At 37.6% G+C, this 13,648-nt stretch carries 12 protein-coding genes and 1 pseudogene; 12 read left to right on the plus strand and 1 reads right to left on the minus strand.

Annotated elements, in window-relative coordinates:
• Positions 1-7 precede the first annotated feature (7 nt).
• From JCM9140_RS11895 to JCM9140_RS11930, 8 genes and pseudogenes are all read left to right on the plus strand, one after another.
• Positions 8-1,582, plus strand: a complete 1,575-nt coding sequence (locus tag JCM9140_RS11895; protein WP_034746548.1) for a response regulator — start codon at positions 8-10, stop codon at positions 1,580-1,582.
• A 303-nt stretch (positions 1,583-1,885) separates the two neighbouring features.
• Positions 1,886-3,279: pseudogene (xylE, locus tag JCM9140_RS11900) on the plus strand (D-xylose transporter XylE).
• Between the two features lie 210 nt (positions 3,280-3,489).
• Positions 3,490-3,750, plus strand: coding sequence for a metal-sensitive transcriptional regulator (locus JCM9140_RS11905; RefSeq protein ID WP_034746551.1), 261 nt, complete (start codon positions 3,490-3,492; stop codon positions 3,748-3,750).
• A gap of 222 nt (positions 3,751-3,972) precedes the next feature.
• Positions 3,973-4,452: a DsrE/DsrF/DrsH-like family protein gene (locus JCM9140_RS11910; RefSeq protein ID WP_034746554.1), complete on the plus strand. Its 480-nt coding sequence runs from the start codon at positions 3,973-3,975 to the stop codon at positions 4,450-4,452.
• A 156-nt stretch (positions 4,453-4,608) separates the two neighbouring features.
• The gene (locus JCM9140_RS11915; RefSeq protein WP_034746556.1) at positions 4,609-5,184 is read left to right on the plus strand and encodes a sulfurtransferase TusA family protein; all 576 of its coding nucleotides are present in this window, start codon (positions 4,609-4,611) and stop codon (positions 5,182-5,184) included.
• Between the two features lie 70 nt (positions 5,185-5,254).
• Entirely contained in the window at positions 5,255-6,382 is a 1,128-nt protein-coding gene (locus tag JCM9140_RS11920; protein WP_034746559.1) for an MBL fold metallo-hydrolase, read from the plus strand.
• A 26-nt stretch (positions 6,383-6,408) separates the two neighbouring features.
• Complete coding sequence (locus JCM9140_RS11925) at positions 6,409-6,636, plus strand: sulfurtransferase TusA family protein (protein ID WP_034746562.1); 228 nt, start codon at positions 6,409-6,411, stop codon at positions 6,634-6,636.
• A 56-nt stretch (positions 6,637-6,692) separates the two neighbouring features.
• Positions 6,693-7,469, plus strand: a complete 777-nt coding sequence (locus tag JCM9140_RS11930) for a sulfite exporter TauE/SafE family protein (RefSeq protein WP_034746565.1) — start codon at positions 6,693-6,695, stop codon at positions 7,467-7,469.
• Between the two features lie 51 nt (positions 7,470-7,520).
• On the opposite strand, the gene gdhA is transcribed toward JCM9140_RS11930, so the two are convergent.
• Entirely contained in the window at positions 7,521-8,903 is a 1,383-nt protein-coding gene (gene gdhA / locus JCM9140_RS11935) for an NADP-specific glutamate dehydrogenase (protein WP_052002231.1), read from the minus strand.
• Positions 8,904-9,087: 184 nt separating this feature from the next.
• Here gdhA and gltC point away from each other — a divergent pair, with 184 nt between their 5' ends.
• From gltC to JCM9140_RS11950, 4 genes are all read left to right on the plus strand, one after another.
• Positions 9,088-9,993, plus strand: a complete 906-nt coding sequence (gene gltC, locus JCM9140_RS11940) for a glutamate biosynthesis transcriptional regulator GltC (RefSeq protein WP_034746568.1) — start codon at positions 9,088-9,090, stop codon at positions 9,991-9,993.
• Between the two features lie 369 nt (positions 9,994-10,362).
• The gene (locus JCM9140_RS23745; protein WP_156314863.1) at positions 10,363-10,530 is read left to right on the plus strand and encodes a hypothetical protein; all 168 of its coding nucleotides are present in this window, start codon (positions 10,363-10,365) and stop codon (positions 10,528-10,530) included.
• Between the two features lie 399 nt (positions 10,531-10,929).
• Positions 10,930-12,012 carry a D-alanine--D-alanine ligase gene (locus tag JCM9140_RS11945; RefSeq protein ID WP_034746571.1) on the plus strand — a complete coding sequence of 361 codons (1,083 nt, stop codon included), beginning with the start codon at positions 10,930-10,932 and terminating at the stop codon, positions 12,010-12,012.
• A 106-nt stretch (positions 12,013-12,118) separates the two neighbouring features.
• Entirely contained in the window at positions 12,119-13,489 is a 1,371-nt protein-coding gene (locus JCM9140_RS11950) for a UDP-N-acetylmuramoyl-tripeptide--D-alanyl-D-alanine ligase (protein ID WP_034746574.1), read from the plus strand.
• The last annotated feature ends 159 nt before the right edge of the window (positions 13,490-13,648 follow it).

Genomic DNA, 13,648 nt, shown 5'->3' on the forward strand with positions numbered 1-13,648 from the left:
ATATGAATTGGTAAAAGTAATGCTTGTTGATGATGAACCGATTGAAAGAGAAGGGTTAAACTTAATTCTTAGTAGAAATCGCTCTAACTTTGAGGTGGTAGCTGAGGCTCAGAATGGTAAGGAAGCAGTGGAACGCGCTCTATCCTTTAAGCCTGATTTAATTTTCATGGATATCAAAATGCCTGAATTTGATGGGATTGAAGCAATAAGGAAAATTATACCTGAGCTTCCGGACACGAAATTTATTATGATCTCGGCTTTTGATACGTTTGAATATGCACGTGAGGCTATGAAGTTTGGAATAAAAGAGTATTTATTAAAACCTAGTAAAGTGATCGACGTATTAAAAGCCTTCGATCGTATGGTAGAAGAGATCAAGAATGAAAAAAAGCAAGTGACCGAAACCATGCAAATCAATCGACGGCTTGAAAGAGTCCACTCGTTAATAGAAAGAGATTTTATTGTTTCTCTGATTATGGAACATGTCCATGAGTTTGATCAGGGTGACTGGGATGAATGGTTTGGTTTGGAACTCGAACACAAGAAGGGATTTGCGACCGTATTTTCGTTTGAATCAGATAACCTTCATCCAGAACGTGAGGAGAAAAGTTGTTGGTATCGAATTCTAAAGCAAGTCTTACACGAACAAAGTCCATCTTGTTTTATCGGCCCGTTAACCGGGTTTCAGGTTGCTGTCTTGGTGTTAATTACAGATCATGAAAAAAGAGATGATGAGATAAAACAAAATTTTGTACGTACGATTCTTCATCAAGCTCAAAAACAGTTAAAGGGTTGCGAGCTTTATGCAGGAATTGGTATGAATGTGTCAAATGTGCATCATTTTTCTACCTCCTATAAAGAGGCCGTGTATGCCTTGGAATTAGTTCATAGTCATCCAAGCGCTAAGTATTTGGTTTATAACGAACGGTTAAAGCAAAGAAGAAAAGACCTCATCCCATTTGAAATAGAAAAAGAATTAGTAGAGGCAGTTAAAAAAGGGGATATACAAAAAGGACTACAAATGTTTGAATCTTATTTTCAATCCATTCAGCAAACAACTGACTTTCAAGTGAAACTTGTGCAAAAAGCGATTGAAGATTTCTTTATTGTATTAACTCGTTCAATGAAAGATCTAGGTTTTGATGGAGACATTCAAGTTGGATTAGGACAATTTGAAACAACAATGCAAATGAAAGAAGTTGCGAAATCTCAACTAATCAAAATTACTGAACAGTTAGGGGAGTGGCGAGCAAACGGCATGCGCGCCTTGCTTTTGCAAGCTAAGGAATATATTGACCACAATTATCAAAAATCCATTTCACTTGAAGAGGTTGCTGAAGAAATTGGAATTAGTTCCTATTATTTAAGTAAGCTGTTTAAAGATCGTTTTCAAGTTACATTTATGGAGTATTTGAAAAATGCGAGAATACAAAAAGCAGTGGAACTCCTTTTGGATGGAAATAAGCCATTAAAGGAAATAGCACTAAATGTTGGATACAAAGATCCGAATTACTTTAGTACGGCCTTTAAAAAGGAAATCGGTATGAGCCCACGTGAATATCGTCATAAATATCAACAGTAAAACAGCAATCAAGGATTGCTGTTTTTTTCTAATGTTTTCACAAGAATTTAGAGATATTAACAAAAAAGTAAAGACGAAAGCGCTATCTAGAATGCGTTTTCATGATATTTTAAATGTATTGAAAGGGTTTTAAAAGTTTAGTCATTCATGAAAGCGGGACCAAAAATGAAAAATTACTCGGTATGAGTAAAAAGCTTTCGTTCGGTCAATCCACAAGATTTTAATATGTAAGGGTTATCAAATGAGAATTGTGTAAGAGAGAGGAGGAAGAAAGAGAAAATTACATTTTCTCTTTTGCCGAGTATGAGACAGAAAAATAGTACGTTATACATTGTGTTAATCACACTTGTTGCTACACTTGGAGGACTTTTATTTGGATATGACACGGCTGTTATTTCAGGGGCAGAAGGGTCACTTCAAAGATATTTTGCTGATAGTTTAGGTCTTAGTTCCCTTGTACATGGGATTACTGTTTCAAGTGCTTTGATTGGTTGTATTATTGGAGGACTGCTGTCAGGGTATTTCGCCACTCGATTTGGAAGAAAAAATACGCTTATCTTAGCAGCATTTTTATTCTTAGTGTCAGCATTAGGATCTGCATTTCCCGAGTTTTTGTTTTTTACACAAGGGGAACCTTCTATTGCACTATTAATTACCTTTAATATTTACCGTATTATTGGAGGAATTGGTGTTGGGTTAGCATCGGCAGTCTCACCAATGTATATTGGTGAAATTGCACCAGCACGTATAAGAGGTACGCTCGTTTCGTTAAACCAATTTGCGATTATCTTTGGGATGTTAGTAGTTTATTTTGTTAACTGGGGGATTGGGCGAGGACAATCAATGGAATGGATTCATGACGTTGGTTGGCGCTATATGTTTTTATCAGAGGCCATTCCTGCATTGCTTTTCTTACTCTTGTTGTTTACCGTTCCAGAAACACCACGATATTTGATTTCCAAAAATCAGGATGAGAAGCAATGGCCGTTCTTTCTAAGATTTACGATCAAACAATGGCAAAGGCGACAATGTTTGAGATTAAAAAATCGTTTGATGTGAGCAAAGCAAAATTATTCTCATATGGGAAAGCGATTATTGTAATCGGGATTTTATTATCGGTATTCCAGCAATTTGTCGGGATCAATGTTGCGCTTTACTATGCTCCACGAATTTTTGAAAGCATGGGAGCGGCAAGAGATGCATCCATGTTCCAAACAATCGTAATGGGCTTGGTAAATGTATTGTTTACATTAATTGCAATTTTCACTGTTGATAAATTTGGTAGAAAGCCACTTTTGATTATTGGTTCAATTGGAATGACGATCGGTATGTTTGGGGTGGCTGGAATGGCATTCTCAAACATCATTGGAATCGGGACATTAATTTTCATTATTATCTACACAGCATCGTTCATGATGTCATGGGGTCCAGTTGTTTGGGTCTTGATCTCCGAAATCTTCCCTAATAAAATTAGAGGGCAAGCGGTGGCTATTGCTGTAGCAGCTCAATGGTCAGCTAACTATTTTATTTCGTCAACGTACCCAGCGATGATGGAGTTTAGCGGAGGCTTAACCTATTCATTCTATGGAGTTATGAGTCTGCTTTCAGCAATCTTCATCTGGAAGTTTGTACCTGAGACGAAGGGTAGATCATTGGAAGAGTTAGAAACAATTTTGGTTAATAAGAAGAGTGCATAGATAGAACTATTTAAGGATCTCACAACATAAGTGAGATCCTTATTATTGAGTTTAAGTGGGATAGTGATAAATTCCAGGCTTTTTATAAGAAGTACACCTCTGTCTCTTACAAAATATATAATGAAGTAAAAATTTAAGTTTGACAAAATACCTACATGGGTATATGTTGTGTATATAAACAACTTAAGCAAATTGAAAGGAGGCTACCCCATGGAGTACAATGACAAAATGAAAAACAGAGTGAAACGTGTTGAAGGACAGGTCAGAGCAATCCTTAGAATGATGGAAGAGGAGAAAGACTGTAAGGATCTTGTCGTTCAAATGTCAGCTGCAAGAAATGCATTGGACCGAACGATTGGTTTAATTGTTAGCACTAATTTAGAGCATTGTGTCCGTGAACAAATAGAAAAAGGAGAAGACACAGAATTGCTTATTCAAGAAGCTGTGAACTTATTAGTGAAGAGCAGATAATCATATATGGGGGTTCTTTTAAATGCAATACCCCTAAAGGTTTTAATAGAATGTTAGTAACTAATGTATTGACAATTTTTTATACTTCCTATAATACATATAGGGGTATATGTATTATTATTATTAAAAGTAACTATGATTTAAAAAAAGGCTAATAAATTATTTTTTTGAATTTTTAAATACCCTAACCGGTATAAAATACATGGAATTGGAGTGAACAACATGACAGAAAAAAAGAAGACAACAATCATATTGTTTAGTGGTGATTATGACAAAGCAATGGCAGCTTTTATTATTGCAAATGGTGCTGCAGCTTATGACCATGAAGTGACGATCTTCTCAACTTTTTGGGGGCTAAACGCTTTTAGAAAAGATCAGCACGTACAAGTGAAAAAGGGCTTCCTAGAAAAAATGTTTGCGAAAATGATGCCACGAGGTGTTGATAAAATGGGTCTTTCCAATATGAACTTTGCTGGTATGGGTCCGAAAATGATTAAGCATGTTATGAAGAAGCACAATGCGGTGCCATTACCTGATTTAGTAGAGATGGCACAAGAACAAGGGGTGAAGCTTGTTGCTTGTACAATGACAATGGATTTATTAGGACTACAAAAAGAAGAATTGATCGATGATTTAGAGTACGCTGGTGTTGGAGCTTATTTAGCTGATGCTGAAGAAGGAAATGTGAACTTATTTATTTAGTAGGCTTTATTAGTAGAAAATCTCATTAATCCCAATAGTAATAGTTTTCGTGATACGGAGGAGCTAAGCGAATTGATGAACTGGGAAGGCAACGTAAAATAAATTTTTTTGAAGATAAATATACCCATACAGGTACTAATATTAGGAGGAATCGTAATGGAAAGAATTAAATTTGACCAATTAGTGGATGCCAAAGGATTAGCATGTCCAATGCCAATTGTTCGTACAAAAAAAGCGATGAATGAGCTCGAACCAGGAAAAGTAGTAGAAATTCAAGCAACAGATAAAGGCTCAACTGCTGATATTAAAGCGTGGGCAAAGAGCACGGGACATCACTATTTAGGAACAGTTGAAGAAGGTGACGTGTTAAAGCATTACCTTCGTAAGGTGATGGGGGAAGAGAAAGAGGAGAAGAAGCACCCACATGTTGTAAACAACGAGGAACTTCAAGCAAAGTTAGCAAACAATGAAAATATTCTAGTGTTAGATGTTCGTGAATCAGCTGAATATGCCTTTAATCATATTCCTGGTGCAAAATCCATTCCACTTGGTGAGCTAGAGAGTCGTTTAAAAGAGGTAAGCTCAGATCAGGAAATCTATGTTGTATGTCGTACTGGAAATCGAAGTGATTTAGCTGCACAAAAATTAACAGAAGCTGGATTCAAACAAGTAATGAATGTCGTTCCTGGAATGAGTGAATGGAGTCACAAAACAGAAAGCCTAACTAAATAGGAGCAGACGTATCACTAACGTTTCACTTAAATTTTTTTAAAATTAAAGTATACTACGGGAGGTATATTCGATGTCAGTAAAAGCAATGAATTCAAAGGAAGTAGCTAGAAAAGTAATCAAAAAGAAGGAGTTATTTATTCTAGATGTTCGTAATGAAGGGGACTTCGCCGATTGGAAGATTGAAGGACACAACTTTGATTACGTTAATATTCCTTACTTTGAACTATTGGATGGCGTAGAAGAAATCATGGATAAAATCCCAACAGAAAAAGAAGTGTTGGTCGTGTGTGCAAAAGAAGGATCTTCTATGATGATAGCTGAGATGCTTTCTGATGAAGGTTTAGACGTAGCCTACCTAGAGGGAGGTATGAAGGCTTGGAGCGAATACTTGGAACCTGTGAAAGTAGGAGATTTAAAAGACGGTGGACAGTTGTATCAATTTGTCCGTCTAGGTAAAGGGTGTCTTTCTTACATGGTTGTTTCAAATGGAGAAGCGGCGATTATTGACGCAACACGGATGGCTGATGTGTTTGTGGATTTCGCAAAGGAAATTGGAGCAAACATTACACACGTATTTGATACACATTTGCATGCTGACCACATCTCAGGTGGAAGAAAAATTGCTGAACGGGCTGGTGCAACGTACTGGTTACCGCCAAAAGACGCAGGAGAAGTAGTGTTTGAATATGCGGCACTTGATGGTGGGAATGACGTACAAATCGGGAATTCAACGATCAACATTCATGCTCTTTACTCACCCGGTCACACAATCGGATCGACTTCATTTGTAATCGATGAAAAATATCTATTATCAGGAGACATTCTATTCATTGATTCAATTGGAAGACCTGACCTAGCAGGTCTTGCAGAAGATTGGGTAGGAGATTTACGTGAGTCCCTTTATAAACGTTATAGAGAACTATCAGAAGAGTTAGTTGTTTTACCGGCACACTTTATGATCATTGAAGAGCTAAATGAAGATGGAAGTGTTGCTCGAAAACTAGGGACACTGTTTGCTGAAAATCATGGACTCAATATTGAAGATGAAAATGCGTTTAGATCAATGGTAACAGAGAACCTACCGCCACAACCGAATGCGTATCAAGAAATTCGTGAAACCAATATGGGGAAAATTACGCCAGATGAAGAAAAGCAACGCGAAATGGAAATTGGACCAAATCGTTGTGCAGTAAGATAACAAATAAATAACTGGAGGTTTTATAAATGAAATCAGATGAAGTATTAGACGCAAAAGGATTAGCATGCCCAATGCCAATTGTAAGAACAAAGAAAGCTATGACTGAACTTGAGTCAGGTCAAATCTTAGAAATCCACGCAACAGATAAAGGGGCCAAAAATGACTTAGCAGCATGGGCAAAGTCTGGTGGGCATGAATTAGTAACAGATACAGAAGAAGATGGTGTATTTAAATTTTGGATTAAAAAAGGCTAATTGATAAGGGGAACCAGTGTGGTTCCCTCTTTTCCTTTATAAGGGAGGTAGTTTTTATGGATTTTGCTTTTATTAATACAATCTTTTTAATTGGATTCATAGGTTCATATATATCTGGAATGTTAGGAATTGGCGGATCAATTATTAAATATCCGATGCTTTTATATATTCCGCCATTGTTTGGGTTAGCTGCTTTTAGTGCTCATGAGGTTTCAGGTATTAGTGCCATTCAAGTGTTCTTTGCGACGATTGGTGGGGTATGGGCTTATCGCAAAGGTGGATACTTAAATAAGACGTTAATTATTTATATGGGACCATCGATTTTAATTGGTAGTTTTGTTGGTGGTTATGGATCAAAGCTGATGTCTGAAGGCGGAGTTAATCTTATTTACGGTATTTTAGCGTTAATTGCTGCTGTGATGATGTTTATTCCTAACAAGAAAATAGATAATATTCCACTTGAGCAAGTGACATTTAATAAATGGTTAGCGACTAGCTTTGCCTTAATCGTAGGAGTGGGCGCAGGGATTGTCGGTGCGGCAGGAGCGTTCTTATTGGTCCCAATCATGCTTGTTGTATTGAAAATTCCAACGCGCATGACGATCGCTTCTTCATTAGCGATTACCTTGATATCGTCCATTGGAGCAACCATAGGAAAGATTACAACAGGGCAAATTGATTACTACCCAGCTTTTATCATGATTGTGGCGAGTTTGATCGCTTCTCCGCTAGGTGCAATGGCAGGGAAGAAGATGAATACAAAGATTTTGCAAGTGATCTTAGCTGTATTAATAGCTGCAACAGCTCTGAAGATTTGGATGGATATCCTATAACTTTAAAAAAGTAGGGCTTACTATTAAAGTAAGCTCTACTTTTATTGAGAATTAAATTACTCCCTGCGAAATCATCGTGTCAGCAACTTTCTTGAATCCGGCTATATTTGCTCCGACTACAAGATTTCCAGGGGCATTATAGTCTTGCGCTGCTTGGATGCTATTTGTATAAATGTCTTTCATTATTTCTTGAAGTTTCAGATCGACTTCTTCAAGTGTCCACGAAAGCCTCATACTATTTTGAGCCATTTCTAGTGCAGAAACAGCGACTCCTCCGGCGTTAACCGCCTTAGCTGGACCAAAGAGCACTTTGTTTTCATGGAACACATTAACGGCTTCTAACGTTGAAGGCATGTTTGCTCCTTCTCCGATAGCAATGACACCATTCGATACTAGAAGCTTAGCGGCCGCGTCATCAATTTCATTTTGAGTTGCACAAGGTAATGCAATATCACAAGGAATGGACCAAATACCTGAGCAATCAGGATAATATTGAGCGTGTGGATGTTGGATTACATATTCACTAATTCTCTTACCCTCAACTTCTTTTAACCTTTTAACAGTATCAAGGTTAATACCTTGCTTATCATAAATGTAACCACTTGAATCACTACATGCGACAACCTTGGCGCCAAGTTGCTCAGCCTTTTCGATTGCATAGATCGAGACATTTCCAGAGCCAGAGACGACGACGGTGCTTCCTTTAAATCCAAGCCCTACGTCCTGTAACATTTCTTCAACGAAATAAACAGTACCATAGCCAGTAGCTTCTTTTCGTCCGAGGCTGCCTCCATAACTTAAGCCTTTACCTGTAAGCACACCGGCTTCGTATGCACCACGTATTTTTTTATATTGTCCAAACATATAACCAATTTCTCTTGCACCGACTCCAATATCTCCAGCAGGGACATCAATATCTGGACCAATATATTTTGAAAGTTCACTCATGAAACTTTGAGTAAAGCGCATAATTTCTGTGTCTGATTTCCCTTTTGGATCAAAGTCAGAGCCACCCTTGCCGCCACCAATTGGCTGCCCAGTTAATGAATTTTTGAAAATCTGTTCAAACCCAAGGAATTTAATAATGCTAGCATTTACGGAAGGATGAAAACGAAGTCCTCCTTTGTAAGGTCCAATAGCGGAGTTAAACTGAACACGAAATCCTCGGTTCACTTGAACTTTTCCATGGTCATCTATCCAAGGAACTTGAAAGCTTATGACTCGTTCAGGTTCAACCATTCTTTCAAGGATGCCATGTTTCATATAGTTTGGATTCGCTGCTAATACGGGAATGAGGGAATCAAAAACTTCCTTAACCGCTTGATGGAATTCACTTTCATTTGGATTACGTTTTTTTACTAATTCAAAAACCTCTGTAACGTAATTTTTTGCCGATCGTGTCTCCAAATCTTGATGTTGTAATAAAGTAGCCATGTTTACCTCCGTGCTTCCAAAAGTTAATTGAGAAAGAAGTGCGCTTTAATTTAATTGATCTAAATTTTCAGTCAATTGCTTTAGTTTTCTGTTATGGTATATCTTATTATTAATAATCTATCTGAACAATACAGAAAATAGATAAACATCATGCTGAATTGAGATGATTTTGAAGGGTGATCAAGTGGAATTAAGACAAATTAGATACTTTATGGAAGTTGCAAAAAGGGAGCATGTTACGGAGGCGGCTGATGCTCTTCATGTCGCCCAATCAGCGGTAAGTAGGCAAATTGCCAATTTGGAAGCAGAGTTAGGTGTTGATTTATTTATAAGAGAGGGCAGACGAGTCAAAGTAACACCAATAGGGAAAATGTTTCTGGAGCGGATGAAACAAGCAATGAATGTGATAGATAATGCACGTCTTGAAGTAGAGGAGTACTTAGATCCTGAGCAAGGAACGATTCGTATTGCTTTTCCAATCAGTATGGCGGCCTATACACTTCCGAGTGCAATTGTTGCCTTTCGCGCCAAGTACCCGAAGGCCAAGTTTCAACTTAAACAAGCGAAATATCAAGAACTAATTGATGGTGTGATTAATGGGGATTTCAATATGGCACTGATTGGTCCAGTACCAAAAGAGAGGAAAAAAGTCAAAAGTCAAAATCTGTTTACGGAAAATGTCGTTGCCTTATTGCCTTCCAATCATCCTTTAGCTGACAGAGAATCAATAACAATAAAAGAACTTGAAAATGAGCACTTTATTTTATTGCCCGACGGCTTTATTTTAAGAGACCTCATTGTTAAAGCTTGTCTTCAATCTGGATTCAAGCCAAAGGTTTCATTTGAAGGTGATGATATTGATGCGTTAAAGGGATTAGTATCAGCAGGACTTGGAATTACGTTAATACCTGAAATTACATTAGTTGAAAATCTTCCACATGCTACAGTCAAAATACCAGTGATCAGTCCAGCTGTAACTCGTACGGTAGGTGTTCTAATACCTAGTGAACGGCAATTACTTCCCACAGAAAAGTTATTTTATGATTTCCTAACAAGCTTTTACAAATATGGCAAATACAATTCACATTAGGGACCTAATTAACGATTAAAATAGAGCAAGGTCATCATCTGTTTATTCTAAACGGTACAAAAAAGCAAATATGAATAAGATCAAGCGTCTACAGAGATTCATCTTCGAGACGCTTTTTTGAATTCATTATGTGTGTGGAGCGTTATGAAACTAGCTTTGATACATCTATATCAAATTGATATGAATTCCATCTTTTATTCGTATTGATAAGATTGGTTATTGATCTTAGTATTACACATAGCAGCATAAGTTTTAAAAAAATAACTCTGATGTGAAACACAGTAAGGTTGTTAAAGAACCTTTTTATGTAAATGGAAGAAAGAATATTTAGAATAAATAATCTTTTAAATAATAGAGGTGACTGTAATCATGAATAACAAATGGACAGATTGGCAAAAGCAAGTAATCCAAGAGGAATATGTAGAGCCCGAACTAGATGAAGAAAAATTAAAGAAAAAAATGGATGAAATCAATAGGAAATATTATACTTTTCATAGCCATACGAACAGAAATACTAAAATGAAAATTCCAACCTAAAGTGGTTGATTGTGTAAATAAATAAATTAAAAAAGAAACAATCACATTATGAAACGTAGGGGACAAACAGCGCTAACCAAGATAAAGTCCTGTCTTAATCCACTTAATCTTACTATTGACGCTATGTCCCTAAAACTAACTAAAAATTTAAAGATGAAATAAAGCTGGTTAGTGTTGCCTTATTGTCCTTACTCACCTTCTCCCTTTAAACGTTTTATCTTCAAATCACCTTCTTACAAAAACTCTCAAAAAAACATGCCCAAAGATGAGACTCTCACATACAATGAAAAGAATTAGGCTTATGAGCCACTATAAGAGGTTAAACTAGTTAAAAATTCGTATTTGATTTAGGAGCGAAAGTGTTACAATAATAAGTGGAATTCGATTTGGAGGGTGACTATGAAGACTAAACTTGGATTATTGTATGGTGGAAAATCTGCTGAACATCAAGTATCACTGCAAACGGCAAAAGCTGTTATTAAAGCATTAGACTTAACAAAATATGAAATACATCCAATATATATATCAGAAAATGGTGAGTGGGTGAGGGGAGCACAGCTTCATGGCCCGGTGGAGGATGTGAAGGAGCTTCAACTAAAAGGCGGTGAAACGATCTCTCCTGTTGCATTAAACGGAGAAATCTTCCCGGCGACAAATCAAACGAATGCTGATAAAATTGATGTCGTTTTTCCATTGCTTCACGGCCCGAACGGTGAAGATGGAACGGTTCAAGGATTATTAGAACTTCTGAACATTCCTTATGTTGGGAATGGGGTATTGGCATCTTCTGCTGGTATGGATAAAGTGATGATGAAAAACATTTATGAGCAAGCTGGTATTAAGCAGGCTAACTATGTGTGGTATCTTCGTGGTGATTGGGAGAAGGATGCCGAAGCGGCATACACGAATGTGGAGGAAAAGCTTGGTTACCCTTGTTTTGTAAAACCGGCGAACTTAGGTTCAAGTGTTGGGATCAGCAAATGTAAGGACCGTGCTAGTTTAGAAAAAGCCTTTGAATTGGCTTTTGAGTATGACCGAAAAATCATTATCGAAGAAGGAATCGATGGTCGTGAAGTTGAAATTGGAGTGTTAGGAAACGATGACCCAGAATGTTCAGTTGTCGGTGAAATTGTTCCAGACACAGACTTTTATGATTATAAAGCAAAGTACGAGGATGGAAGTACAGGATTGGTTATTCCTGCTGAGATTACCAAAGAGGAATATGAAAACATTAAAACTGTAGCAATTCAATCGTTCAAAGCTCTTGATTGTTCTGGCTTAGTTCGTGCAGATTTCTTCTTAACAAAAGATGGAGAAGTTCTCATGAATGAGGTGAATACGATGCCAGGCTTCACTCCATTTAGTATGTTCCCAATGCTTTGGCAAGAATCAGGACTGTCGTATCCAGAGCTCATTGAAAAATTAGTGGACCTTGGAGTTGCGCGTCACGAGGAAAAACAAAAGATTAAACATACGTTTTAAGGTGAATAAATAGAATGAGGTTGGCTCTGTTGTGGGTCAGCCTCCTTTTACATAGACTAGAGTGAGTGAAAAGAATCAGGTTACGTTTTGAGAAGGAGTGATTGCAATGATCAAAAGAAAGTTGAACGATGTGGCTGCGTGGGTGAACGGGGAAGTTGTTGGGTTAGAAGGTGCTTCTATTAACGTAGCTGGCGTTTCTACAGATACGAGAACGATTCAAAATGGAAATCTCTATATACCGCTTGTGGGCGAGAATTTTAATGGGCATGATTTTGTAGGAGCTGCTATTGAAAATGGTGCTGTCGGAGCGCTATGGCAAAAAAATCAGCCGAATCCTCCATCTAACATTCCGCTTATTTATGTGGAGGATACATTATTGGCCTTGCAGGAGTTAGCAAAGAACTATTTAGGAAGTACTTCCGCAAAAGTTGTTGGTATTACTGGTAGCAACGGGAAAACAACGACAAAAGACATGGTAACGTCTGTCCTTGCAACAACGTATAAAGTTCAGAAAACAGAGGGTAATTATAATAATCACATTGGACTGCCGCTTACCATTCTTCGATTAGAAGAAGATACAGAGATAGCTGTGCTTGAAATGGGGATGAGTGGAAGGGGAGAAATTGAACTTCTGTCTACTATTGCCAAACCGGATGCTGCTATTATCACAAACATTGGCGAATCTCACTTGCAGGACTTGGGTTCGAGAGAGGGAATTTCCGAAGCCAAATTTGAGATCACGACAGGGTTACTTGAGGACGGGTCACTTGTCATTCACGGGGATGAGCCGCTCTTAACAGAAAAAGGTGGAAACGCCCCGTTTCGTGTAGTAACGTTTGGAAGCTCTACCGAAAATGATTACTACCCAGTGCAAATTGAGCAGAAGAGTGATGGCACATATTTTAAAATTAATGGAAAAGAAGATACAGAGTTTTTTATTCCTGTTTTAGGCAAACACAATATTAACAATGCTCTTTCCGCTGTTGCGATCGCTCAACTTTTTGATGTCTCGATTCCTAACATCAAAAAGGGATTAGAACAAATTAAACTGACTGGGATGAGAACAGAGTTAATTGAAGGAAAAGACGGAGTAGCCATTATTAATGATGCGTATAATGCGAGCCCAACTTCGATGCGAGCAGCGATTATATTGCTACAGGATTTGAAAGATTATAGTAGGAAAATGGTAGTCTTGGGGGATATGCTTGAGCTAGGTGAAAATGAAGAGACTTTTCATTATGAAGTTGGAAAAGGGATTGATAAAACCAAGATCGATTATGTGTTTACCTTTGGTGCGTTAGCGAAACAAATAGCAGAAGGGGCAAAGGTGAATTTTCCAGAAGATCAGGTTTTTGCTTTTGAAGATAAACAAGATTTAATCACGAAAGTAAAGGAAACCGTCCGGGGAGGCGACATTGTCTTAGTTAAAGGCTCGCGCGGGATGAAATTAGAAGAAGTCGTTACGGCTTTAACGTAATAGGAAGAGTTTACTTACTCGAAGTATGGATTTAGTCTTAGCTACCTACTTAGTTGTAATTGAATACTGAAAAAGCAGGGTTGTTCCAAAAGGTGAAAATCATACCTTTTGGAACAACCCCTTTTCAATTTACGTTATGTTAAACTAGTAAAGTCAAAT

Origin of the sequence: Halalkalibacter wakoensis JCM 9140 (assembly GCF_000513095.1) — a bacterium.
GTDB lineage: Bacteria > Bacillota > Bacilli > Bacillales > Bacillaceae_D > Halalkalibacter > Halalkalibacter wakoensis.